This is a genomic window from Candidatus Paceibacterota bacterium, from assembly GCA_030583765.1.
Lineage (GTDB): Bacteria > Patescibacteriota > Minisyncoccia > 2-02-FULL-40-12 > GWA2-44-9.
In genome coordinates, this window is the sequence record CP129474.1 from 263,995 (window position 1) to 289,187 (window position 25,193).

27 protein-coding genes, 3 tRNA genes and 1 other RNA gene are annotated in these 25,193 nt (G+C 53.2%); 3 read left to right on the plus strand and 28 right to left on the minus strand.

Going from position 1 to position 25,193, the window contains the following annotated elements; all coding sequences use genetic code 11:
• Positions 1–18: 18 nt before the first annotated feature.
• The 6 genes from xseA to QY311_01360 all read right to left on the minus strand — a co-directional run bounded on the left by xseA (position 19) and on the right by QY311_01360 (position 4,664).
• Positions 19–1,152 (minus strand): exodeoxyribonuclease VII large subunit, encoded by a 1,134-nt coding sequence (xseA, locus tag QY311_01335; protein WKZ27387.1) that lies wholly within the window; start codon positions 1,150–1,152, stop codon positions 19–21.
• 12 nt (positions 1,153–1,164) lie between these two features.
• Complete coding sequence (gene pyk / locus QY311_01340; protein ID WKZ27388.1) at positions 1,165–2,544, minus strand: pyruvate kinase; 1,380 nt, start codon at positions 2,542–2,544, stop codon at positions 1,165–1,167.
• Between the two features lie 98 nt (positions 2,545–2,642).
• The gene (locus QY311_01345; protein WKZ27389.1) at positions 2,643–3,041 is read right to left on the minus strand and encodes a DoxX family protein; all 399 of its coding nucleotides are present in this window, start codon (positions 3,039–3,041) and stop codon (positions 2,643–2,645) included.
• A gap of 91 nt (positions 3,042–3,132) precedes the next feature.
• A complete protein-coding gene (locus QY311_01350) occupies positions 3,133–3,648 on the minus strand; it encodes a hypothetical protein (GenBank protein ID WKZ27390.1) in 516 nt (171 codons plus the stop codon).
• 6 nt (positions 3,649–3,654) lie between these two features.
• Positions 3,655–4,056, minus strand: coding sequence for a vitamin K epoxide reductase family protein (locus QY311_01355; protein WKZ27391.1), 402 nt, complete (start codon positions 4,054–4,056; stop codon positions 3,655–3,657).
• A gap of 5 nt (positions 4,057–4,061) precedes the next feature.
• Complete coding sequence (locus QY311_01360; protein ID WKZ27392.1) at positions 4,062–4,664, minus strand: hypothetical protein; 603 nt, start codon at positions 4,662–4,664, stop codon at positions 4,062–4,064.
• A 197-nt stretch (positions 4,665–4,861) separates the two neighbouring features.
• Here QY311_01360 and QY311_01365 point away from each other — a divergent pair, with 197 nt between their 5' ends.
• Complete coding sequence (locus QY311_01365; protein WKZ27393.1) at positions 4,862–5,137, plus strand: hypothetical protein; 276 nt, start codon at positions 4,862–4,864, stop codon at positions 5,135–5,137.
• Between the two features lie 350 nt (positions 5,138–5,487).
• Here QY311_01365 and QY311_01370 read toward each other — a convergent pair whose 3' ends face one another.
• Together QY311_01370 and QY311_01375 are read right to left on the minus strand one after the other, a co-directional pair.
• The gene (locus QY311_01370) at positions 5,488–6,735 is read right to left on the minus strand and encodes an abortive infection family protein (GenBank protein WKZ27394.1); all 1,248 of its coding nucleotides are present in this window, start codon (positions 6,733–6,735) and stop codon (positions 5,488–5,490) included.
• 355 nt (positions 6,736–7,090) lie between these two features.
• A tRNA-Gln gene (locus tag QY311_01375) sits at positions 7,091–7,161 on the minus strand.
• Positions 7,162–7,244: 83 nt separating this feature from the next.
• On the opposite strand from QY311_01375, the gene QY311_01380 reads away from it, so the two are divergent.
• Both QY311_01380 and QY311_01385 read left to right on the plus strand, forming a co-directional pair.
• Positions 7,245–7,451, plus strand: a complete 207-nt coding sequence (locus QY311_01380; GenBank protein WKZ27395.1) for a hypothetical protein — start codon at positions 7,245–7,247, stop codon at positions 7,449–7,451.
• A gap of 66 nt (positions 7,452–7,517) precedes the next feature.
• On the plus strand, positions 7,518–7,775 hold the full coding sequence (locus QY311_01385) for a hypothetical protein (protein WKZ27396.1): 258 nt from the start codon (positions 7,518–7,520) through the stop codon (positions 7,773–7,775).
• Here the strand turns inward: QY311_01385 and QY311_01390 are convergent.
• From QY311_01390 to QY311_01485, 20 genes are all read right to left on the minus strand, one after another.
• Positions 7,770–8,330 carry an HAD-IA family hydrolase gene (locus tag QY311_01390; GenBank protein ID WKZ27397.1) on the minus strand — a complete coding sequence of 187 codons (561 nt, stop codon included), beginning with the start codon at positions 8,328–8,330 and terminating at the stop codon, positions 7,770–7,772. The two genes, QY311_01385 and QY311_01390, sit on opposite strands and share 6 nt — an antisense overlap.
• A 3-nt stretch (positions 8,331–8,333) precedes the next feature.
• Complete coding sequence (locus QY311_01395) at positions 8,334–9,245, minus strand: permease-like cell division protein FtsX (protein WKZ27398.1); 912 nt, start codon at positions 9,243–9,245, stop codon at positions 8,334–8,336.
• A 5-nt stretch (positions 9,246–9,250) separates the two neighbouring features.
• Entirely contained in the window at positions 9,251–9,934 is a 684-nt protein-coding gene (gene ftsE / locus QY311_01400) for a cell division ATP-binding protein FtsE (protein WKZ27399.1), read from the minus strand.
• The gene (locus tag QY311_01405) at positions 9,931–10,707 is read right to left on the minus strand and encodes a PCRF domain-containing protein (protein ID WKZ27436.1); all 777 of its coding nucleotides are present in this window, start codon (positions 10,705–10,707) and stop codon (positions 9,931–9,933) included. Before QY311_01405 ends, ftsE begins: the two co-directional genes overlap by 4 nt.
• A tRNA-Thr gene (locus QY311_01410) sits at positions 10,673–10,747 on the minus strand. Before QY311_01410 ends, QY311_01405 begins: the two co-directional genes overlap by 35 nt.
• Positions 10,748–10,913: 166 nt before the next feature.
• Positions 10,914–11,159 carry a GIY-YIG nuclease family protein gene (locus QY311_01415; GenBank protein WKZ27400.1) on the minus strand — a complete coding sequence of 82 codons (246 nt, stop codon included), beginning with the start codon at positions 11,157–11,159 and terminating at the stop codon, positions 10,914–10,916.
• A 73-nt stretch (positions 11,160–11,232) separates the two neighbouring features.
• Positions 11,233–11,303: transfer RNA gene (locus QY311_01420), tRNA-Gly, on the minus strand.
• A gap of 1 nt (position 11,304) precedes the next feature.
• Positions 11,305–11,694: a septum formation initiator family protein gene (locus QY311_01425; protein ID WKZ27401.1), complete on the minus strand. Its 390-nt coding sequence runs from the start codon at positions 11,692–11,694 to the stop codon at positions 11,305–11,307.
• Between the two features lie 135 nt (positions 11,695–11,829).
• Entirely contained in the window at positions 11,830–13,629 is a 1,800-nt protein-coding gene (gene lepA, locus QY311_01430) for a translation elongation factor 4 (GenBank protein ID WKZ27402.1), read from the minus strand.
• Between the two features lie 20 nt (positions 13,630–13,649).
• Complete coding sequence (gene murJ / locus QY311_01435) at positions 13,650–14,996, minus strand: murein biosynthesis integral membrane protein MurJ (protein WKZ27403.1); 1,347 nt, start codon at positions 14,994–14,996, stop codon at positions 13,650–13,652.
• Positions 14,997–15,004: 8 nt separating this feature from the next.
• Entirely contained in the window at positions 15,005–17,509 is a 2,505-nt protein-coding gene (locus QY311_01440; protein ID WKZ27404.1) for a DUF4012 domain-containing protein, read from the minus strand.
• 57 nt (positions 17,510–17,566) lie between these two features.
• Positions 17,567–18,661, minus strand: coding sequence for a glycosyltransferase family 1 protein (locus QY311_01445; protein WKZ27405.1), 1,095 nt, complete (start codon positions 18,659–18,661; stop codon positions 17,567–17,569).
• A 98-nt stretch (positions 18,662–18,759) separates the two neighbouring features.
• A complete protein-coding gene (locus tag QY311_01450; protein WKZ27406.1) occupies positions 18,760–19,839 on the minus strand; it encodes a glycosyltransferase in 1,080 nt (359 codons plus the stop codon).
• A complete protein-coding gene (locus tag QY311_01455; GenBank protein ID WKZ27407.1) occupies positions 19,836–21,218 on the minus strand; it encodes a sugar transferase in 1,383 nt (460 codons plus the stop codon). Before QY311_01455 ends, QY311_01450 begins: the two co-directional genes overlap by 4 nt.
• Before the next feature lie 55 nt (positions 21,219–21,273).
• An RNA gene (rnpB, locus tag QY311_01460) (RNase P RNA component class A) lies at positions 21,274–21,666 on the minus strand.
• A 108-nt stretch (positions 21,667–21,774) separates the two neighbouring features.
• Positions 21,775–22,134 carry a hypothetical protein gene (locus QY311_01465; GenBank protein ID WKZ27408.1) on the minus strand — a complete coding sequence of 120 codons (360 nt, stop codon included), beginning with the start codon at positions 22,132–22,134 and terminating at the stop codon, positions 21,775–21,777.
• Between the two features lie 69 nt (positions 22,135–22,203).
• Positions 22,204–22,647: a ribonuclease HI family protein gene (locus QY311_01470; GenBank protein WKZ27409.1), complete on the minus strand. Its 444-nt coding sequence runs from the start codon at positions 22,645–22,647 to the stop codon at positions 22,204–22,206.
• Positions 22,634–23,719 (minus strand): phosphoglycerate kinase, encoded by a 1,086-nt coding sequence (gene pgk, locus QY311_01475; GenBank protein ID WKZ27410.1) that lies wholly within the window; start codon positions 23,717–23,719, stop codon positions 22,634–22,636. Before pgk ends, QY311_01470 begins: the two co-directional genes overlap by 14 nt.
• Positions 23,716–24,465: a triose-phosphate isomerase family protein gene (locus QY311_01480; protein WKZ27411.1), complete on the minus strand. Its 750-nt coding sequence runs from the start codon at positions 24,463–24,465 to the stop codon at positions 23,716–23,718. Before QY311_01480 ends, pgk begins: the two co-directional genes overlap by 4 nt.
• Positions 24,462–25,169 carry a glycosyltransferase family 2 protein gene (locus QY311_01485; GenBank protein ID WKZ27412.1) on the minus strand — a complete coding sequence of 236 codons (708 nt, stop codon included), beginning with the start codon at positions 25,167–25,169 and terminating at the stop codon, positions 24,462–24,464. The genes QY311_01480 and QY311_01485 overlap by 4 nt, the downstream gene beginning before the upstream one ends.
• Positions 25,170–25,193: the final 24 nt, after the last annotated feature.

Sequence of the window (25,193 nt, forward strand, 5' to 3'; positions counted from 1 at the left end):
AGTGTACCGTGACCGTGCTCAAGATTCAATCTTGGCATCGCGCGAACCATCGCGCATGCGAATGCGTACCTTGTCGCCAGGCGCAACATCACGCGTCGTGCGGACAACACCATGAGGCACCCGCGTCACGACACTATAGCCACGCTCCAGCACGCGCTGAGGATCAGCGCTCTCAAGCAACAGCGCAAGTGAAGCAACGCGATCATGTGAGCGAGCCAGTGCAGTTCTCACGTGCGCCAAGAGCGGGGCCGCGTCGACCAGCGCTCGAGCACGATGTAAGGCGGTATCAGTTGCCCGTATCAACTGCTCCCGCAGACGTTCTACAGAAACAACAAACGGCTCCCACGATTGCGCAACCGCCATTGCAGCTGCGGTAGGAGTTGAGGTGGCAACATCAGCGGCTAGACACGCCAGCGGAACGTCGCGGTCATGCCCAATCGCACAAATAACAGGTATGGAGAGGCTGTGAATAGCGCGCACGACGCCTTCGGTATTAAACGCTTGGAGATCTTCGAGGCTACCACCGCCACGCATCACGGCGATAACATCAAAGTCATCGGCATGGTCCTGCATCCATGCACATGCATGAATAATCTCTTCCGGAGCGCGAGCTCCCTCAACGCGGACGCTGTAGAGAGATAGCGACATACCGCGCTGTGGAAGATTCTTCCGAAAATCATCAATAACTGCCCCCGTACGAGACGTGATGATGCCGATCCGCGAAATACGCTGTGGAAGTGGTCGCTTGCGAGCAAATAAGCCCTCGCGCTCCAATTGCTCCTTCAGCAATAGGTACGCGCGCTGGAGCGACCCTTCCCCAAGCGGCTCAAGATATTCAACGCGCAATGAGAAGCGTCCTTTTGGCTTATAGATGCTTGCGTTGCCTGCAACCTTTACCCGCATGCCGTCTTCTAGCGTTGACGCCATCATGCGCGCGGCATAGGGATTCATGTAGCAGTCTAAGAGGCTCCCGTCTTCGGGGTCCTTGAGTGAAAAGTAAAGTCCGCTGGGATGGTGGTGGACACCCGTTGTTTCGCCAAACACAAGAGCTGGCGCCTCTGCCAATACTGCATTGACGCCATCAAGAAATGCACTCACAGAGACCATGAGCGCCTCCTCGGCGGCTTTCGTCACCCGATTCGATGCAGTCATGACCCTATGGTATTAGAGTGTTTGCACAAGAACAAGGTTTGTTGTGCCCGTTGTGCCAAATTGGTCGCGGCCGGCAACCACAATATACCGCTCTCCTTTTTTCGCATATGCCTTCGCATGAGCTCGCGCCTCAGGGATTGCGGCGTCAAATGAGGCAATCTTCCCCGCCGCTACACCGGCAACGCCCCACGAGAAGTTCAGACGTCGCGCAATGGTCGCGGATGGCGTCAATGCAACGATGTGCTGATCATGACGGTATCGAGCAATGCGCTGTGCAGTGCGCCCCGTTTCAGTAAACGAAATGATCGCGCGCGCATCGAGCTGGTCAGCCATGTGTACCGCAGACGCTGCGACCGCATCGGCAATAAATGTATTCTCTGGGAATGTCTGCGGCATCACGTCTACTTGGGCACGCGTGATAATCCGCACCATGGTGCGGATGACCTCTTCTGGATATGCGCCACGAGCCGTTTCTCCTGAAAGCATAACCGCGTCGGTACCATCTAAAATAGCGTTGGCGACATCAGTTACTTCTGCACGCGTCGGCAAGTGATTTGCGGTCATAGATTCTAGCATCTGCGTTGCTGTAATTACCGGCTTACCCATCGTGCGGGCAACACGAATCAACTGCTTTTGGATGTGAGGCACCTCTGCAAGAGGGACGGCAAAACCGAGATCACCGCGCGCAACCATAAGCCCATCTGCTTCGCGTAAAATTTCTTCAACACGATCAACGCCAGCTTTTGTCTCAATTTTTGCGATCAGCATAGGCGTATATCCCTTAGGGCATGCTTTGCGCACTGCCTTCACGTCAGCCGCACTCTGCACGAAAGAAATTGCCAGCGCATCTGCGCCAACCTCCGCCATCATTTTTATGTCTGCTTTATCTTTTGCAGAAAGCGAAAACGCATTCACGTGCATCCCCTGCGCCGAAAAGCCCATTTTTGATTTCACAACTCCCGGCACGATAACGCGCGCTGTCACTATGCCTTTCTGTATCCGAGTCACTTCTAGTTTTGGCGCGCCATCATTAAGATAAATCTCTGCGCCAACCGCGAGGTGGTCAATAATCTCCGGAAAATTAATCGTGAGCGCATCAGTACCATCGTCACTCTTTACAAAGCGCAGCGTATCGCCCGCCTGCACGTGCCGTTCTGTGGTCATGCCCGTACGTATCTTTGGGCCTCCGAGATCGCCCATGATCGCCAACGGACGTTGTAGCTTTTCTTCGGCTTCACGCACTGCCTGCGTGCGCGCATGTGATTCTTCTAGTGTTGCGTGGGTAAGGTTAAAACGGAACACGTCCACGCCAAACTTTGCGAGCTTGAGGATCATCTCCGGTGAATCACTCGCGGGGCCGAGCGTAGCGACAATTTTCACTTTTTTATGCATAGAATGGTTTTTAGACAAAAAGGATATGCATTGTAGCTGAAGCACGGAAAAAAGAAAAGCCCCACAAAGGGGCTTTTCTCGATCAGCGTGCCGCGTGCTTACGATGACAAGCGGCGTGAGAATGCGAGCGGGCCAGGGCCAAAGGCGGACACACAAAGCGCGAGCGCGAGAAGACCAATTTCAAGCTCATAGCCACCGACAAAGCCCATTTTGAACTTCACCAGCGCGATTGCGCCCACCATCACGAGCGCCAAGAGGCGGCCGGCCCACAACGTCCATGCGCCAATGAGCACTGCGATACCGCCCAAGAACTCAACAAGGGCAACGACGTATGCCATGAACGCCGGCATGCCAAGTGTTCCAAAGAAGCCCACGATTGCATCCATGTTGTTCAGCTTCTGCCAGCCATGGGCAATAAAGACAGCGCCGAGCACTACACGAGCAAGAACAATAACCCATCCTTGCATTTTCGGTCCTGGAGCAAAAAATTCCTTCATGTGTCACCCGCATGTGTAGGTGCAACGCGTGCCACAGGCCAAGCGCTACATTCACGCATGCGCGTCTTTAATTGCTGTCTATTGTACACGCCTATACTGCACGCGCAATGCCAGCGATAAGGAAAATACCGATCGCGTTCCCCACAAATGCGAGGAGGAGAAATTGCCAGCGAGCCAACTTTGCAACTCCAAGAACAGCAACCCCTAACTCATCCGGCAATGGGCTTGCGATCACCATGGCACCCAGCACCCACAAGAGCGCGTGCGTAACTGGAGAGCACGGAGGACGGTGTAGCCAACGAGTCATGCGCTTCATAGGAAGCGCCCGATGAGCGGCAGATAAGAGAAGCGAGTCCCCCAACATGGCGCCAAGACCGCCCCACAGCGCCATCACCCATGGCGAGAAAGCGTCAGACATTTCAATAAAGAGCGCGGAGGCTGGCCCCGTAGTAAGGAGTGTCGTGAAACCGATGCCCGTCACAAATACTCCCAGCCACTTGAGATCAATCAGGAAGCGCACCAAAAAGTCATCGTCCGTCGACGCGAGCATGAAAAGCGCAACGCCAATGCTCGCGAGCGCGAAGATAAGAACTTTAAGAGCTTTCATGGGTGATTAGAGCAATCCAAACGTCACGACAAAGAGCACAAGGAAGTTGAGCGCAGACACCACGCACCACGTGCAGAACGCACGAATGACGGCTGCCTGTATGTACACAAAGTACATGGAGAAAACGAAGCCGAATGCAACCACTGCTTGGATTGCCGCGAAAGATGCAGTGCCAGATGCAACGAGCCCGCTTAACACCAACAACAATGTATAGATACCAAGTCCTGCTACGGAGTTCGGAATGCCGAACGTTTTACTATACGGACTGTGCTGCACTTTTCTGCACCACTCCTGCGGGAAGAACCAGCAAGCAACATCGGTGCCCCGCATTTTGTGATAGATCAGGTACAGCGTATCGAGGATGCCGATCACCGCACACACTTTTACGATTTGAAGCGTCGTTTCCATGAACATTATTTTCCAGAACCCGCGATGGTGAAGCTCTGTACGAACGCTTCAAAGTCACGCGTTACAGAAGAATTTGGTTTATACGGATAGTGTCCTAACGTGATCACTCGACCATCACCTGTGAAATAGACGTAGGTGAGCGTATCGCCATCGGCAATGTTTGCGCTCATCACCACGCGCGTCATGGTAAGTGGCCCCACCTTCACCGACCTACGCTCTTTGAGAAATTCACTCCCTAGTACCATGCCATTGCCCGTGAACCACTCTTGTTCATTGCGCGCTCCACTGCTCTGTCCCAATGGCGCAACGGTTACCGAGAATTGGTTGCCGTATGCGTATCCCTCTGTCCCCTCCAAGACCTCAAACTCTTTCTTTTGCGTAAACAAAACATGTCCCGACGTAATCTCATGCGGATACCACCCCGTAGGAACAGAGGCGGTATACAATCCACCCGCTCCACGGTATACACCCGTGTTTGAAATATCTGGCGTACCACTCACAGTCGGTTCTGCGGTTTCTGCAGGCGCACTCTCCCCGCCGCGCGTGAACAGCCACACACCGAGCACCACCACGAGCAATATTCCTGCAACAACAATAATGCGTTTCATATACGTATAGTATACCAAAAAACAAACGGGCACGCCCCTTTGCGTGGCGGTATTTGACTTATGCGATAAACAGACGTAGTGTATGGCCCGAAGGAGGACGCATGCGCAGTTGGCTTTTGATCGCAGTGCTTGCTCTCGGAGCGCTCTTCGGATGCACTCCGCCGCAAGAGCCCAAACACCGTCCCCCACAGCCCGTGATGACGCCCACCCCGGAACCGGTGCACTGGTTCCGGATCACGCGCCCCGGCCGGGAGAACGAGCTCCTAAAGGTCGTGGGGTACATCCGGGTCTACGCAAAGGACGGGTGCGTGACCATCACAAGCGACGCCCCGTTCATAGCCGCCGACACCAAGTTCCACGAATGTGGAGTCGGGGTCACGAACATCTCCAACCCCAACAAGGTGTCGATCGAGACCGAGCAGCGCCCGGGAACCCCGCAGCCCAAACCGCCGCAGCCGCTCGAAAAGCCGTAACTCCCAGCCCCGTGCACGATGTGCTCGGGGCTGTCTTCTTTGCTGGTTACAGATGTCTATAGGGTTACTACACCAGTCCCCGCCTGCGTATTCCATGGAAGAGTGCCTTACGTCTCAATGATGTACGAAATAGGCGTCTAACGATGCTTATCAATCCATCCTGATAAGTAAAATAGTAATGCCGACGGGATCGCAACAAACAACAACTTTTTTGTTAACTCCTCACTGCAAACAAAACTCGGCCATAAGCAGTTGTAATATCCGTCCACAGAGAGCAGGATCAGAATCGACGCCAAGACGATAATTGCTAATTGTATTTTTGATATATTGTACATAGTGTTTTAGCTTCCTCAGGTCTCGGGCGGAAAGTTATCATAGAGGTTCGCGAGAGCGGCCCCAAATAGCCCTGGCCGCTCCTTTTCAAGCTCTTCCGAGAAATCCCCCCATCCAATCATTTGGTCGTTTGTCTGACTTTCAATATACATATTTTCGATATCTTTTTGAGTCAGAACGTCCATAAGAATTCTCATGGCAGCAAAAAATATATCGCTTTGACGATAACTATCAACATTGTAATTTGCGATGATCTCATCCTTAATTAGTCTTCGGAGATACATATCGGAGTCAGCTAAGAGCCCTGAAATTATTGTGTCTTCGAGGAGTTCTTTCCTGGAAAGAAATCTCTTATTACTATTCAATGCAGTTAATAAATCCCTTGCCAAGTGTGTTTTTTGGTCCACCTGAAATTCAAGAGAACTATAAAGAAAGTCGGAAATTGTCTTGGCACTATCTACAACAAGCTTCGCCTGATGTTTAGCTGGTTTGAGTGAGCGACGATGGCGATCCCCTAGACGATTACTGAGAGAGTCAAGGTTCTGGATAATACCATTAAACCCTCGGACTAGGCCCTTCATTCCCTCATGCGCATGCTCATCTTCTGAAAGATTTAAGAGGCCTTTCACTTTCTTATAATCCGATAGTAGATTCCCAGTCTCCTCCAGTTGCTGACCGGTGCACTGCAGGTACACCTCACCAAGTATGCCTTCGACCAGAGATCGAGCGTTTGTGATTGCGCCGTCGTAATCACCGGTTTTTAATTTATCATCACACTTTATTATCTGCTCACGAACAAAACTGGAAGAAATTCTTTTCTCGGTGGCAATCTGAATAATTTCTGTCAGTAGTCGCGCAGCGTAAACGGGTCGCCCAGAAATCATGCGCGATTCAAAAATTTCATAACCATCTCCCTCGAGATGCTGGTTAAAAATCTTTAGGAGCTTAACGACCTCCTCGGACTTTGTTCGAACAACTGGGTGCAACATCTCGCAAATAAACATCAAAAACTTATCATCAGTGCATGCGAGAAGGTTAATGCGCTTATCTGTGAATACCCAATTATCTGGCCAATCAGAGTTATGCAACCTGTGCTGAATGATTTCGGCTTCCATGATTGGGAAACGAACATCATATGAAGGCATCTCACTCAACCTATACAAACGAGACAGGAAGTCGACCTCACTAAGTCTTCCGTGCCAAGCAAAAGTCGACCCTTGAATTTCATCGATGATATCCCTTCGAGTTACTTCTGATATAGCCATAATAACCTCCGGTCTCTCTGATGCTTAAAGTCAGCGACCCTGGCGGGGCCTGGACACAAATCTAACGCTATCTTTTCCCCACCTTACGCCCTTCGTTTTTCGCATGCAAGACCGCATTCTGGGCCCCAGAACACAAAGCGCCCATACATGGGCGCTTTGTTAAATAGATGTATGTGCTCATCGCCTACACTATGCGGGGCCTGGACTCACCTTCCGCTCTCGACCTTGCCGTCGCAAGGTCTCGGCTTCAGGCTCCTGCCCTCGCGGTACCATCTGCTGATGATACATCGCTCCGGGCAATGTATGTACCCGCCGCCTACTGGCGCTGGGCACTGCGCTCCTCTTCAGTCGCTTGCTGCGGGGCCTGGACTCGAACCAAGATTTTTAGGGCCAGAACCTAACGTCCTACCATTAGACGACCCCGCAAGAATCAAACAGCCCCGAGTGTACACGAAAAAGGGGCTTTTTTCAACGGCCCTCATTTCTGCTCGCCCTAATATTCTGGTACTATGGATGACATGGATACGCTCATTACGTTGAGTGCAGCGCTTGCCCTTGCGACGGTTATTGAATTTTACACGCTCGCATTGCGGCTTTCCTTTCATCTCAAATCACGGCACATTCAACAAGATGTGATCCGCATGCCACGCATCCACCACTCCTACCTTGGCATTGCCCTACTCATCGTTCACTACGCGTTCTATCCCTCGCTGTGACTTGCGGTCATTGGATGGGCGCTCATTCTCTCTGATGCCTTTCACCACGCCATAGCGCTTCCGCTCATGAAAAAGCGTGGCTATGACATTGGCATGCGTCGCCATGCACATGCGCACTCCTACTTTAAGCACGGCCTTGCAGTAGTGCTCATTGCAACAGGCTTGGTAGCATTTCTCACGCCATTCACGCCCGGTTCATGGCTTGTGTTCCCAGGTGTCGCGCTCATTGTTGGCAAAAAAAATGCACGCGCACTTGCACGACGCATACTAGGAAAGAAGCTCGTGGAGAATCCCCACGTAGCACGCATGCTTCAGAGGTTATAAGAGGCGACGTTCGTATGCCCTGGCAACACGAATGAACCATGGATCGGCGCTTGGCTCAAAAGGGCGCACGTGGATAGATTTCCACCCCGCCGTATTTGCACCGAGAATATCCGTGAGCACTTGATCCCCAATGTGCACGCACTGCTGCGGCGCAAGATTCCATCGCCGCTGCGCCACTCGAAAACCGTCAACTGACGGTTTTCTTTTTCGTGCCTGAATGACCGGAATATCAAGAGCTGCCCCTGCACGAGACACACGACTGCCGATAGCATTCGACAGAACGCACACATTACCACTAAATATGTGTGCCCACTTGGAGAGTATGGGGGCAAGCGAAGCATCTACTACACCAGAGCCATAGGCGGCGAGCGTTTGATCAAAGTCAAAACTCACACCACGGATTCCCTGTGCATACAGAGTGTGAGGATCTATGCGCGCAACAGATGCGTGGGCCTCCCACGGTCGCAACAACTGCAACGCGCGCTCATTGAGCGCGCGAAAGGGATTGAGATATGGGAGTAGGACAGGGTTCGTGAGAAAATCGATAGCCACCATTGGCTAAATGCGCAGGAAGCGGCGGATGGCGATCGTGCTGGACACAACGCCCAAGAGCACACCGATCACCAGTACCGTCAGCACCGTTTGCGGCGCATGACTTATGAAATATTGTGTAAGTGCAACGCCAGGAATTTTATCAGCTACATCGGCGCTAATGAACGAAAGCGCCGGATAAAACACGGCCAGCGACAGGAGCGACGCAAACACGCCGTACAGCACGCCTTCCACCAAAAATGGTGCGCGAATATGCCAGTTTGATCCCCCCACCAAGCGCATGATCTCAATTTCTTGGTGTTGCGTGTAGATTGTCAGGCGCACCGTGTTAAAGGTGACCAACACGGCGATGATCGAAAGGAGCAGTGTCGTTGCCATGCCCCAACTCCGCAAACCCTTAGAAATACTCTGCACGCGCGCGATCACTTGCTCGTTCTCATAGAAGTTAATCTTCTCAATCAGAGGACGAAAGCGCGTGCCTTCAAGGTAGTTGGCGATGCCCGCATATTCAGATGAGTCTTTCGCTTTGATGTTCACCGATGCCTGGAGCGGGTTATCGTCGAGCTCCGCGAGCGATTCTTGAATGAGCGCGTTACCCGCATGGCGCGCTTTAAAATCTTCAAAAGCTTTTTCGCGTGAAATGTATTCTACATATGCAACCGCAGGAAGCGCTTCAATGTCTTGCTGAATCTTTAAAATATCCTCTTCTGCGGTGGTGGTCTTGAAATACACACTCACGTCTACCTTGTCTTCGATGCTCTGGGTAATCGAGTTTGCGATCACATTGAGCGTCATGAGGCCCAAGAATACAAAGAGCACGAGCGCCATCACTCCCGTAGTGCCGAAGCTCACGTAGCTGTTACGCAGAAAGTTTGTCCATCCGGAGCGCAAAATGCGCTTAAACATTTCTTGAGACATAGAATTTAGATAACGTATTTACCACCGTCTTTCTGGTCGCGCACAATCTTTCCCTTCTCCATGGTAATGACGCGCTTTTCAAGCGAGTTTACCAAATCACGGTTGTGCGTCACCATAATGACCGTGGTGCCGAGTGAATGAATCTTCTTTAAGAGCTGGAGCACGTCGTGACTGTTGACGAGGTCCAAGTTCCCCGTTGGCTCATCAGCCAACATAATGCGCGGGCGGTGAATGAGTGCGCGCGCAATGGCAAGACGCTGCTTCTCTCCGCCAGACATCTGGTGAGGGAAGTTGGTCATTTTGTCTGCAAGTCCTACAATCGCAAGCACTTTAGGCACATCTTCTGCAATCTGGTCATCGCTCGCGCCCGTCATTTCAAGCGCGAAGGCAACATTCTCATAGGCATTTTTACTGGCGAGCAGTTTGAAGTCTTGGAACACCGTACCGATCTTGCGCCGCAAGAGTGGAATGTCAGCGCGGTGTACATCGGCAAGAGAAACGCCATCTACGAGCACCTCTCCATCGCTCGGCTCAAGCTCTTTAATTAAAAGGCGGAGCAACGTCGATTTGCCCGCACCCGCAGGGCCAACAATGGAGACGAACTCACCATCTTCAATGGTAAGGTCGATAGCGTTCAGTGCTACAAATCCGTCGTTATATACCGATGAGACGTTCTTAAATTCAATCACGGTGTTGCAAGAAAATCATCAAGATCACCTTCAAGTACACGCTCTGGCTGAGAAGATTTCTTTCCAGATCGGTGATCTTTCACCATTTGATACGGGTGGAGCACGTAGGAACGAATCTGGCTCCCCCACTCGATAGATCCCGCTTTCATTTCTGGCTTGAGCGCGGAGATCTCGCTCACTCGTTGCGCCTCCATGCGTTGCATCAGGCGAGCAGTGAGCATACTCATGGCCTTTTCTTTGTTCTGCGCCTGTGAGCGTTCGGTCTGCACTGCTACCGCAATACCACTAGGAATGTGTGTGATGCGAACAGCAGTTTCAACCTTGTTCACATTTTGCCCGCCCTTACCACCGGAGCGGAATGTATCAACCCGTAAATCATTCGGGTTGATAGTGAGCGCCTGGGCGGTGAGCTCGGGAAGAATCTCTACGAGAGCAAACGATGTGTGTCGTAGCTTCTTTGCAGAGAACGGCGAAATGCGCACTAAGCGGTGTACGCCACTCTCCCCCTGTAGTATAGCATACACATTCGGACCATTCACCTCACAGGCAACACTTTTTACACCGCCCTGCTCGCCGCGCGATTCATCAAGCACAAGAAACTTCCACCCACGCTTCTGCGCGAGGCGACTATACATGCGCAACAGCATGCCCGCCCAATCTTGCGCATCCACCCCTCCCGCGCCGGCGTAGATGGAAAGAAGCGCTGTATTAGGGTTATGAGGAAGCATACAAATAAAATGGAGCCGGAGGTGGGACTTGAACCCACGGCCTATCGCTTACGAAGCGATTGCTCTACCGCTGAGCTACTCCGGCGCGGTTTTAAAAATTGTCATCCTTGCTCCCTGCCTGCCGGCAGGCAGGTACCAGCTGAGCTAAGGTGGCAAAAACAAGGCTTACTATAGCGTAGGTGGCCCAAAAATACCAGATACCGATTTGGGCGATATTGGAACGGTGAGATGATACGGGAATCGCCTTCGGGCTATGGCGATGACAGTAGATTTTTTAGCTTTCTCCTCCCAGCACCGCTTTTCCAGTATAGCTCCCTTTTTCGTGCTTCTGCCGACGTCGTAAATGATTCTGAAAAAATGAGCTGCAGTGGAACTCGGTATTTTGTAGATGCTACCTTTCCTGCGTTGTGGAGGCGTAAACGCGCCTGAAGGTTATTTGTATATCCAACGTACGTTCTACCATCCTTAAGACTGCGCAAAATGTAAATATAAAACATTTACGACGAGCGGGTCGCTCCGCCCCTTTTGGGCGAGGCGGACCTCGCTCAAAAATTACTGTAATAATTTTTGAGCGGGATACGGGAATCGAACCCGTGTCTCCACCTTGGAAGGGTGGCGTACTACCATTATACGAATCCCGCACTAACGAAAGATATCATACAGCCAGGCGCGTAGATTGGCAAAAACCCCTCCGCCACCAGTTGCGGACACAGACGCCGGTCGCTCCTCATCCGCTAAGTGCACAAAAACCACTTCCTCTCCCTCCGCTTGCACATTTAAACGCAGGCGCGCTTGGCGCTCTAAGAACGCCGGATCATACGCACGCGAGGCCCGAAGAGATAGGAGGTCATTCTCCTCTTTCCCCTTCGCAATACGCTCTTCTAATTCGCGCACTTGGCGCTCCGCTTCACGCGCCTCAATGTGCACGCGTGCCGTAGCAACAAAGAACCAGAGCGCAAGGAGGCCCAGAGGAATAATGGCAAATGGTGATCGAATGATGCGCTGCCACATATTGCGATTCCGCTCTTCCATGGTAGAGTACACGTATTCCTATGATTCCTCAATCGTGGCTTCGCCCCATTTCAATGGTCGTTGCGATACTCCTCACCATCAGCATGGTGATCTTCCTCATCTTGCCGCTCTGGTACTAAGCGCGCAAATACCAGCCTAGCGCTTAAGCATGTCCAAGAAGACGCTGTGAGGAATCTCCACTTTCCCGAGTTCTTCCATCTTCTTTTTGCCTCGTTTTTGCTTTTCGAGAAGTTTCATTTTGCGCGTGACATCCCCACCATATAAATAGCCCGTCACATCCTTGCGGCGTGCTTTGATGGTTTCGCGAGCGATCACCTTGCCGCCAATAACAGCCTGCAGTGCGACCGCAAACCACTGTGCCGGAATGATATCTTTAAGCTTCTCCACCATCGCACGACCTTCCCGATACGCAAGCGAGCGCGGCACAATGCGAGAGAACGGTTCAACAAGGTCATCGGCGACAAGAATATCGAGTCGCACTAAGTCGTCGATACGGAATCCGGAAAGTTCATAGCTCAGTGATGCATACCCAGAAGAAACGCTCTTGAGTTGATCATAAAAATCCGTGATGAGTTCAGCTAGAGGAATGGTGTAGCGCAACACCGCCGTATCGCTACCCAAGTATTCAGTGGCTTCATAGACACTCCGTCGTGTTGCAGCAAGCTCCATCACCCCACCTACATATGTTGATGGTGTGATAATTTCTACGCGCGCAATAGGCTCAGCGATCATGGTAACGTGCGAAGGATCTGGCAAGAGCGCCGCGGAGCGAATGAGCAACTCTTCGCCATTTTTTAATGTCACCTGATATTCCACCGATGGTGAAGAAACGATGAGCTTCAACTGAAACTCTCGCCGCAGACGTTCAGAAATGATTTCCACATGCAGCATGCCCAAAAAGCCAACGCGAAATCCGCGACCAAGTCCCGCCGATGATTCTGGCTCGTAGACAAGTGATGCATCAGTGAGTTTCAACTTCCCGAGCGCATCTTTGAGCACGTCATATTCTTCGCCGTTCTCTGGAAAAAAACTTGCAAACACCATGGGGGTCGCTTGGCGATACCCTGGCAACGGCTCGAACGCGGTGTTCTGCGCCTCGCGCTGGAGGGTGATGGTGTCACCCACGTGAATCTGCCCAGGATCCTTGATCCCCGTAGCGATGTAGCCGATCATGCCGGGCTCGAGAGACTTCTCTGGTGTTTGCTGTGGCGCAAACCAGCCCGTTTCCAGTACTTCAGCGCGCGCCTTCGTCGCCCATGCAAGCACAGTATCACGATTACCAATTGCTCCGCTTACCATTCGCACGTATGCAATAACGCCTTTATAGGCATCAAATGAGGAGTCGAAGATGAGCGCGCGCGTTGGCCCATCAACGTGGCGAGGAGGTGGCACATCCCGAACAACGCGATCAAGAAGTTCAGCAACGCCGGTTCCCTGTTTCGCAGAAATACTAAGGATGGTTTCGGGAGTAATGCCAAGGAGAAGCGAAAGCTGTTCTTTTACAATCTCCGTGCGCGCGTTTGGTAGATCCACTTTGTTAATCGCTGGGACGATCACTAATCCTTGGCGCTGAGCAAGGTGGAGGTTCGCCAATGTCTGCGCCTGGATCCCTTTTGTAGCATCAACAAGCAAAATAGCGCCCTCAACTGCCGCAAGCGACCGTGAGACTTCGTATGAAAAATCGACATGGCCCGGCGTGTCGATAAGATTTAAGGTGTATGGCTGCTGTGCGCCCTTTGGTGTGTAGCGCATGCGCACTGGCTGTAATTTAATCGTGATGCCACGCTCCCGCTCAAGATCCATCTGATCAAGATACTGGTTCTGCATCTTACGACGCTCAACGGCGCCCGTGAGTTCAAGAAAACGATCGGCAAGCGTCGACTTGCCGTGGTCAATGTGGGCGATAATAACGAAGTTACGTATCAGATCGTGCATGGACCCTACCCTACCATGAGTCAGCGCTTATCCGCAATTCGTGAAAGTCGCATCTGAAGCACAATAGTCAATACAAGCGCCTGCACCACCGAGCCCGCAACAGTCGCGACAATAAGCACCGAAAGAGAGATGGCTCCCTGTATGTATGCGGCTCCGATAATACTTCCCGTGGCAATAATCCCGCACAACGCGGCGTAGAGAGGCGTACGCGTATCGTGGAGCGCATAAAATGCACGGGCAACAATGTGAATGAGGCCCTGTGGTACAACACCGATCATAAAAAGGGCTATGGCTCCCGAAAGCAATGCGGCATCTGGCCCCGTAGGAGTGCCTGCACCAAACGCTATGCGCGCGATAGGCTCGGCAAAGAAAATGCCAAGACCAGCTGCGAGAAGTAGGAGCCCGGAAATGCGCAGTGCCGCTTTCGATACTAAGCGTCGAAACTCAGGCCACGCCTGTTGTGCCGCGGAGCGAGAGAGCTGTGGAAATGCCGCAGTAGCTCCCGCAATTGCGATGAGCGACACGGGGACAAAGTGCACATTCGAGGCAAGTGCGAGTATAGAAATACCCCCCGCCGGCAGCAATGATGCCGCCATCGTCGTTATGGTCGTGCTCAACTGTTGTGCCCCTAGTGCTAATGTACGGGGCACCATGAGGCGCACGACGGTAAAAAGACCCGTTCCCCGCAATGCCCACGAGGGAGCCCAGTGGAATCCTGCTCGCCGCGCGGCGATCCACTGCGTACATGCGTGCAATAAAGCGCCCAACAAAACGCCATACACAAGACCTGTTACTGGATCCCCTCCAAAACGCATCTCGTGTGGCGCAAGGTAAAGCGCTCCAATAATAATCCCTCCGTTATACAACACAGGAGCAATCGCGTATGCAAGAAATCTCTCGCGCGCTTGCAACACTGCGCCCGCGATAGTGCCAATAGCAAACAGCACGGGGCTCCAAGCCATAAGAGCAATCGCCGAGGCAAGGCGCGCCTGCCCCGCGACATCAAGCCCGGGACCTACAATGCGAGACACCGCATCTGCGCCCAATCCGAGCACAACAACGCCAAGCGCTGTGAGCGTTACCGCCCACGTTCCAAACACGCGCGCAAGCCTCCATGCCGTATCTTCACGCTTTTCAAGATACGAGACGAACACGGGAATGAATGCGGATGCAACGCCACCAAGTACCAACAAATTAAACAGAAGGTCTGGGAATCGAAATGCTGCATAGTAAATATCAAGCGTATCGCCTGCACCGAAAGAGCTGGCGAGAATTCGATCACGCAAAAGACCCGTCGCCTTTGCAAAGAAGGAAAAGAATGCCAGGAGTATCCCGGCACGCATGAACCCAAGAGAAGAAGTGCGCATACCCTATACTACTGCGTTGCGAACCGGATGGCGAGATCGCGATCCAGCGTACCGCTCCACGACCATGCAGCGTCCTTGTGTGCAATATCACCTTCCGCGCGAACATGTGGCGCATCGGGGAACGTGAACGCGACATCAAGAGGCTTAAGGAGCATGCCCGGCTGCTTTTGCACGGTCAGCTCATACGCTTTCGTGTCGGTCCGCGGAACACTATACGAGAGTGTAACCGTCTTTTCGGCGCCAGGCTTTGTAACCATCCAAAAGCCAAAGACTGTTCTGTCGCTTTCTGTGGTAACGCGCACACCATTTGCAAGCTCGGTTCCCTGTTCGATACTCTGCAACACTGGATCGGTAGTCGCGTCTGCATAGGTGACAAGTGGCGCATGCGCCGGAGTATCGTTCCCCGTTATCGCGCTCAACTGCGCACCACGCGGCACAACGACGCGCACATATGCCGGATTCTCGGTGTTATAGATGGGTAGCGCATGATCCCCGCCACGGTGCACGCGCGTGAGCGTGAGCGTGTGCTCGCTTGCAGCGTTATAGACAGTCGTCTTCAAGGATGCGCGTGTATCCGTCAACGCATCGGTCTTGGCCCCTTTCACGTTTGCAAAAACCGTCATCAAAAAGTCCCCCGTGTCAGAGCGAACGTGGCCGTCAAACCCCTTCTCTCGCGCAAACGCCTGCACATCCTCGTTGCGGAAGTACATGAGCATATCTTTTCGCTCAAGTGCCGCAACAAAAATACGCAGCATGGAAAGCCACTGCTCTCTCCCACTCGATGCGATCTTTTCCACGACGAGTGGTGCAGCATCAATGATAACCTGCTTGGGTTTATTCTGCTTTCGATTTTCCCCGTATTCCACTTCACGCTGAAGCTCTTCCAAAAATGTATCGCTCTTGAGTGTGATGTTATATGCCGGCATTGGGATCGCCCCCACCACATCTAACACTTCACCAAGCACCTTTGTATTAATCGCGATCACGCCATCCGCATCAAGGCCTGTCTCTTTTTTAAAGAATGAGAGCGTTACCTCCGCTGATGTTGGCCCGTCAATGAACCAACCCGCATCACGCATCGCCCAGTGAGGGGTGATGTGCTGGAGCGCTTTGGGCGGAACTATTTTTTCTTTTAACTGCCCGTCTGGATTATAAATATCATCTGCCTTAAACGAACTCATGCGACCGCCAGAAAACTCCAAAATGCCATAGCTGCCCGGAAAACCGCCCATTGGGCGCGCCTCGCTATCGTTCAAGAAGAGCACGAGAAAACGACGATCATCCCCAATCCCGATCATGTACTGGAGGAGGTCGATATACTTTACGCCATCCCGCACCACGGTGTGGAGCGCGGGAAGCTGTTCGGTAAACGTAGCGAGCGCAGCACGCTTGTCTTCGGGAAGCGTGGCGGGGTCAATATCAGCAACGAGCTCTGAGGCGCGCTCCATGTTTGCATCGGCAAGTGCCAGCGCCGCAGCAAGTGGACGAATTTTTTCAGTGACGAGTGTTCGTGTATTTGCATCCTGCTGCAGTATGGCGCCCGTACTGGAAAGCTTATCAACCGCATCCGCAAGCGCGTGGCCCGCATCTGCGATGAGCGTTCCTGCGCGGACTAAATTCCTCCCTGTACGATATGCCTCTGTCCCCGGCAGCTTCGCGATCAGTGCGCCAAGTCCTTCGCCAAAGACATCAACGTCTTTTTGAAGCTGTGAGAACTGCTCAAATGCAGATAAGAAATTTGCTGACGCATCATGAAAACGTAGCTCTGCGATATGCTGCTTTGCTTGTGATAGGTTATCGATGGCGATCGTTGAGTCGCGCATGACACGAGACTTCAATTCAGACCCGTAACGAGAAAGGCCGATCATGCCCGCCGTCACCAAGCCCGCGGCAATAAAAAATGCGAAGAGTGGCCCCCAGCGCATGCGACGGCGCGGTGCCTCAACGCGGATAGGCGGCATATGGATAACGCGCGTGGGATCCGCTGGAGATTGTGCGGAAGCACCGCTCCACCACTCTCCCACCTCTTCAGATCGCATCGCGGACGCAAAACGCACAGAAGACTCTTGCGGATCTAGGTGCGCCATTACGCTATATTCAGAAACAGGACGCTGGCGACGCAGCTCGGTTGCGATATCATCATGCCAACGCTCCGCCACTGCCGGAGATGGCTTTTGGAGCGAACCGCGAATGCGCGTTGGCTTTGGAGCGACTTCTTGGCTTCCACTCGCAAGCGTTGCAGAAAATGCAACCTCCTTAGCAATAGACTCCTCGAGCATTCGCGAGAGCTCAGCACGAGCTTCCGCATCAGACATGAGGCGTGAGGTAGCCCGAATCACCGGCTCCGCTTCAAGTGGCGCCGTCGCAGCTACGGCAACGCGCGTTTGGCGTGGCTCAATGCGAAGGTTTACCTCCGCAGGCAGTGGAGCTTGCGCACGAGAGAAAGCGCCCGTACCTGGTGCGGGTTTTACATCGAAAAGGGCCCCTGTTACGTGTTGGGATTTCTGGGGCATGCGTACCCCTTCAGTATAGCCGTTTTTCCCTCACTCGTGAGTAAAAAATGTGGAGAATCACCCACGCAAAACGGCCAAAGTTGCACGCGCCGCGTCCTCCCACGAAAAATGCTGCGCACGAGCCTTTCCACGCATAGCCATCATATCGTGTAGCGCATCATCGAGTACCAGTTCACGCATGGCACGAGCAAGCGAATCGCTATGATACGGAGAAACGAGAAGTGCGGCATCGTGGAGCACTTCGGGCAACGATCCGACGTCAGACGCGATCACGGGAACGCCCAACGCACACGCGGCAAGAGGTGGAAAACCAAATCCCTCCAGAAAAGATGGATATACCAGCACGCGCGCACCAGCGAGAAGTGTATCTCGCTCTGATTCAGAAACGTCTGTGCGCACATCGATGCGATCACGAAACGGATGCCACTCAATCGCGCTCGAAACAGCGTGCATATCGTGTCCCGCGTAACCCACAAGACAAAGGCGCACATGGGGAATGCGTGCGGCACACTGCGCAAATGCTTCGAGTACACTTGCAACATTCTTTCGCGGCTCAAACGTTCCCAGAGCCATGATGTACGGATCGCCAGCGCGCACGCCACTCACTGAAACGCTTGCATGCGGAAGCCCTGAATAGACGACCCGTACACGCTCATCCGGAATGCCGTACTCACGCACGATATCAATTTTTGTTGCATGCGAGACCGCAATCACCGCATCAGAGGCCCGAACGAACCGCCGAGGTTGCATGGCAATGTGCCAGAGCTTCTGTTTTAAGGAAAAGAAATGAGGGGCAACGACAAACGAAAGATCGTGCACGGTCGTTACTCGCCGACACTTCTGCGAAAGAGCTCCCGCAAGAATGTGGGGAAAGAAAAAAACATCAGCGCCGCCCACAAGCTCATCAAGTGGCAGTGCGCCCAAGAGCGCGGCACCAAAGAGTACGCGGTTAGAAATGCGCCCGTGCACCACATGCACGTTGGGCGCCTGCGGCAGAAGGTCAGTAGGAACTGGCCGCGCGCCAGCCCAAAAGAGCTTGAATGTAACGTCGGGAGCGGAAGCAATAAGCTGCGGCAACAGCGAGAGGATATACTCCTCAACGCCACTGCGCCTCCCCGACCCAAGCGCACGAATATCAACGCCAATAACCATAGCACCAGCATAGAGAAAGATCCGCATAAAAACAAAGGCCCGTGCCGAGAGCAATGTGCTACTTTGCCACTTAATTATAGCACTAAATTATACAAAAGTCAATCTCGAAAAAGTGCCTGTATTCGGCTTAAAAAGACGCTCGTTGAGAACTGCTCTGCACGCTTTCTGCACGCTTCTGGCGTGTATGTTTCTCCACGGAATGTATGCAGAGCACTTGCAAATGCTTCCACACTCTGCTCATGCACCAAAGTACCCGTGACGCCATCAAGCACCGTTTCTGCCGCTCCCCCACGCGCATACGCGATCACTGGCGTGCCACACGCCATTGCTTCAACGGGCACGATACCGAAATCTTCTTCTTGCGGAAAGACGAGCGCTTGCGCATGGGCGTACAAATCTCGAAGCTCGTCATCCGACACGCGGCCTACGAACGTTACCGCACCTTGCGCGAGGCGCTCAAGTCGCGCGCGCTCTGGCCCGTCACCAACGATAACCAGCGGCACGCCAGCCGCCCTTGCTGCGCGAATAGCAATATCAAATCTCTTATATGAAACGAGGCGCCCCGCAGCAAGGAATACATCTCTCCGCGCATTCTGCACGGGATAAAATACATCGGTGCGCACGGGAGGATAGATAATAGGAGCACTTCGCTTCCAGTACGCCTCGATTCGTTCTGCGACAGTACGCGAAATAGCAACCATGTCCGTTGCTCGTTGCGCCGCATGTGCATCCCATAACCGAATGTATGCCTGTATGGGCGCAACTGCCGCCCGTGTGATTGCAGGGTACCCAAGGTGTTTCCAAAACGCATGGCTCCCCTCCCATAAAAAACGCGGCGGCGTGAGGCAGTAGGCAATATGGCGAGTGTGCGGACGAGTGATAATTCCTTTCGCAAATGGACCAGCAATGCTGATCACCGCATCAAACGAAGAGAAGTCCCAGCCCTCTACCGCAAGTGGAAGAAGTGGTGTATACGCATGCGGATACCGCGTTGCAAGCGGAAGCGATTGAATAAATGATGTTCGAATAACACGTCCTGCGAATACGCCTCCCGTTCCTTGCTCGTCATACACCGTAGTATATATGGGCGCATCGGGCCACAGCGATGCAAGCGCCTGGAGCACGCGCTCTGCGCCACCAAACTGCGTGAGGTGATCGTATACGAGCGCTACCTTCATACAGCAGTGCGGTCGCTGACCAGCCGCATGAGCGTGCGCACGATAATGCGCACATCCATCCAGAATGACCAGTTCTCAATATAAAACGTATCGAGGCGTACCTCCTCTTCAAATGAGAGCGTGGAGCTCCCGGAAATCTGCGCGAAGCCTGTTACCCCAGCTTTTATACCCAACACTCGCTTATGATGACGCTGGTAACGCGCCACTTCATCGGGTTGATGCGGTCGTGGCCCCACAAGACTAATATCCCCCCGAAGCACATTCCACAACTGCGGCAGCTCATCCAGGCGCAGACGACGAAGCCAACGACCCACATGCGTTACGCGAGGATCGTTGGTCATTTTAAAGAGCGGGCCGTCGGCGCGTTCATTAAACGGCAAGAGTAGCGGTTTCAGCTCCTCTGCATTTTCAATCATGCTTCGGAACTTTAGGAGATAGAACTCCCGATTTTTACTCACACGTGCGAGCCGCACAAACACCGGTCCGCGTGTCTCCCATGTAATCGCTAGCGCGATTGCCGCAAAGAGTGGCGAGAGGATGAGGAGGCCAAGTGATGTCGCGCACAGGTCAAAGACACGCTTAAACACCCTCCCCCACCCATCAAGTGACGTGCGCTTGAGCTCGATCACGGGGATGTCACCAATAGCATCGACGCTGTAGTGAGTTGTCAGTGTCTCGTGCATGTTGGGGACAAACGTGAAGGGAATGTGGTGCTCGTGGCAATACTCGACCAACTCTACGATCGTCGGCGCGTCGAATGTAGGTTGCGCCAAGAGAACACCATCAATAGCATCCGATCGCCACGCATCACCAATGATATTCATATCAGGCACCTGCATGTGGCGTGCCACCACATATCCAAGATCGCTCTGCGCCTTAATCGCAGCAATGAGACGTTCCGTCACCACATCATGACCTATCACCAAAAGTCGGTGTATTCCAAATCCACGACGCATCAGGTGTCCATGCATCCAACGGATGAAGAGTCTCCCAGCGCAGACGCATATAATGGCAAGGATCCAGGCACCAAGCACCAAGAAGCGTGAGTCGAAAAGCTCTCGGCTGACGAAGATAAAGACGATGACGCCCAAAATGCCCGCCGACGACGCAAGGGCGACTTTCGCACATTCTTCTGCGCGAGACATGCGAACACCCATCGTGTATAGTCCCGCCACTGCATAGCACGCGATAAAGAAAAGCGATGTAGGGATAACAAGCGCAATGTACTTATCTAAAGGCAGCCTGAGCTCAAACAAAACAGGCCGGAATGTATCCAGAATATTCGTGCGCAACACGTAGGTAAGCACGCCCGCCAAAAAAAGCATGCCCATGTCTACGGGCACCCGAGCTACATTGAGTATAAGATCGGACCGCTTCATGCGCCGCGAATGTATCACTTACGAGCCGGAAACGCAAAACGCCCCGAAGGGCGTTTTGGGAGGCATACCGATAAGCCGGGTTCTGTCTGGCCTTGCGGTGAGACTGTCATGTATCTAGGCGTGTCGTTGCCGCCACGCTCAAGCGATCGAACTTTTCGAACCTCGTCTCACGCATTGCTACGTGAGCGGGAACGCTGATCTTGCACCCGGGTAAGGATTTAGCCGTTTCACCCCAAGCCTTTAATCCCATCAGCTTGGACTTGGCTATGATATGACGAATCACATCACATGGGTTTGCCACCGATGCCCTTTCGAACATCGAACGTCTCTGCTCGCACCTCTCACATTACTGTGTGCGGGGGTTACCCGCTACCCTGCTCCTCTGCATACGCAAAGGGAGTGCCCGGACTTTCCTCTCCTGTTAGGGAGCGACAGTCCAGTATACCTCAATGCATATTATACCAGATTCCCCTGCCGTTGGCGAGCCACTCGCGTTCATGCATGAAAAAGTAAAAGCGGAGGGGTGTTTTCCTCCGCTTTTGGATGTGCCCAGCAGCTAACGACAGCCCTCGATGGTGCCGCCGAGAAACCGAATCTCGCGACCATCGGAAAGGTACATCGTGCCGACGCCCTGCGAGATGTATACGCGGTAGGGGTGATACGTTCTGCCCTCCACCATCACCACACAAGCCGACTCGCTCTCGATGGGCACGCCCGATTTGGCCCTTGCCGCACCCAAGATGCCGATCAGAACAAGTGCCACGCCACCGAACATCATCCAAGTAGGATCTGGCGCCTGAGACGCAGGAGTCCCCTTGACAAGCCTGTAGACCGCCCCCGCAAAGACCCGCAACAACAACGTAAAACCAACGGCAAGGAACCAAAAAACCGGATCGGCGATTTGCTCCTGCATCACATCCCTCCCCAAAAAAGGACCGAACCACTATCGGAAATATTATAGTACAGTCTTTATATTTGTCAAAAGCTATACCAGATTCCCCTGCCGTTGGCGAGCTTCGCGCTCATCGAGGGCGCGGTTCACGAAACCATCTGCTTTTCCGTTCTCTTCTCGCGGAATGTGTATAAAATCAACGGAATGAAAATCTTGGCGCGCATTCCAAAGCTCCATAAACAACTGCTTGAGCCCAGCTTCTTTTACACGATACTCGCCGAGCGCTTGGCGCACAACGAGCTGACTATCAGCGCGCACAATCACCGCAGATCCTTTTGCAGCTTCAGCGCCAATGAGTAATTTAAGCTTCCGGAGTGCCTCAATGACAGCCCGGTACTCGGCAACGTTATTGGTCGTTTCGCCAATGTAGGCGCCGTGGCCGTCCTCCACCCCTTCGCCACTAATAACAAAACCGATAGCCGCCGGCCCTGGGTTTCCCCGCGCACCACCATCTGTCCAAATATTATACGTGTTCATAGTAACCGATAGCTTCAAGGCCCGGAAGTTTTTGCCCCGCGAGAAATGCGAGCATTGCCCCGCCGCCCGTCGATACAAATGAGAAGCGATCTCGGATACCGAGCCGATCGATTGCTGCGACAGTGTCACCGCCGCCGATAATGGTGCGCGCTGGCGAGTCAGCAACTGCGCGAGCAATGGCGAACGTCCCCTCTGCATATCGCTCATCTTCGAATAAGCCAAGGGGGCCATTCCACACGATCATGCGAGCACGAGTAATATGTTCTTTAAACAAAGCAACCGACTGAGGCCCAATATCAAGCGCGCGACCATCGGTAATAATAAAATCTGGAGAAAGAATAATGCGCTCATCATGCACATCAAGTCCCGCAAGGAGTTCTCCTATGTTGTCGTCAACCAGTGATGTGCCCACGTCGATGCCTCGCGCTTTTGCTAAATCATTTGCCACGACACCGCCAACAAGCACCGCTTCAGCGCGAGAGAGAACATGTGAAATAACGGGCACCTTTGTGCTTGCTTTCGCGCCACCAATAATGACTACCTTTCCCGCGGCCGGCGCATCGAGCGCTTCAGTGAGTGCGTTCGTCTCCGCAACAACCAGTGGGCCAGCATAGGACGGCAAGAGTTTTGCGACCGCATCTACAGAAGCGTGCGCCCGGTGACATACCGCAAACGCATTTTGCACATACGCATCCATGCCTTGCGCAAGAGCCTTCGCAAGATCTTCACTATTTTCTGTCTCACCACGCCATGTGCGTACATTTTCGAGCAAGCCAACGCCTTGTCCATTCTTCTGGAACGCCTCTCGGTCAGCAAGTGTGGGAAGGAGGGTGAGCGCGTGACCAAGCGTCTCTTCAAGCGTCACGAGAATCGACTTAAAAGAATCAACCGCGGAAATGTGTGCAACGAGCACGACACGCGCGCCCGCAGATACCAACATGTCGAGAACTTCTTTTTGACGAATAATTCGGTGATTCGCCTGGATGCGCCCGTCGACAACAGGCACATCAAAATCGGTGCGCACGAGTACCCACTTTCCTTTTAAGTCCATGCCTGGTGTAAGTATGTTCATGAAAAAAATGGGGTCAGTGCATCTAAAAGCTCTTTCAGTGATTCGGGCGATGCGCTTGCGCGTCCAACCAGCACACCATCTACTACCCCACTTCCTAATACGCTCCCCACCGTAGCGCCCGTCACCGAGCCACCATACAGAACTGCGTGCGGTTGGGCGCCTTGCAATGTCTCACGAATAACCTGTATGGCGCGAACGATATCTTGCGGCTCTTCTACGCGCGCACCTGGCGTTGTACTTATTGCCCACACCGGCTCATATGCAATCACGCATTGCGCAATATCGGTAGCAGATGCGCCTTCGAATGCTCCGCGCACCTGCTCGCGAAGCTCAGCAAATGATGCGTCGGGAGCATGCTGACCAACGCACACGATCGGGAGGATGTCGTGCGCGACTGCCTGCTGCCATGCTGCACGCACATCCGCATTTGTCTCTCCAGACTGAGTGCGTCGATCCGAGTGGCCAATCAACGCCGCGGTGGCACCAGACGCACGGAGCATGGCTGGAGTAAGTCCGCCCGTCTTTGCATCGGCGTCGAGATATTGCGCACCCACGACAACGCTAGCAAGACGCGCATCTTCTTTCTTGCACGCCTGCGTGTCATCAATGAGTGTTGTAGGAGGACATATAATGATAGTCCCGCTTGAAACAACTTCGCGCCATGAGGCAAGGACCCCACACAGTGGGCGGATATCGTCTGCCGACGCAGGATAGCTTTTCCAATTAAGAATGCAGAATGTGGTCATGATGTCCATGCGCGCGTAAAGCGCCACCACGCAACCTTACACACATCACGGAGCACGCTGACATAAGCTCGTGACGTAACTTTCGTTGCCGGATGGTTCTTCCATACGACGGGTACTTCATCTATACGGTACCCGAGGGCGCGAGCAATCGCAAGAACTTCTACGTCAAAACCCCACCCCGTAATGCGCAGTTTTGGGAAAATGGCATCAGCTGCGATACGCGAGAATACTTTAAAGCCCCGTTGCGTGTCCCAAATTCCTGGGACTGCGAGAGCTTGAATAAAAAGGTTGCCGAGCTTACCGCCCACCACCCGCCACCACGGCTCATGCCCCCCTTCCAAAATACGCGCACCGGGAAGGGCAAGTGACCCAATAACAATATCAGCGCCGCGCTCGAGACGCTCGAGCATGGGCACAAGATGATCAATCGACGTTGAGTGATCCGCATCCAGAAAAGCCTTCACATCACCAGTGGCAGCGCGCATGCCCGTGCGCACTGCGGCACCCTTGCCACGCACAGGCTCAAACACAACGGAAACGTCATATGCTTGCGCTACCGCTCCGGTATCATCCGAAGAGGCATTATCGACAACGATAATCTCAACATCCCAAGGTTGCTGCGCGCAAAACGCCTTTACCGCTTCAAGAGTGGGGCCGAGGCGTGGCGCCTCATTATATGCGGGAATAATGAGCGATATTCGCATAGCTTTGTGTGCATCATACGCCTT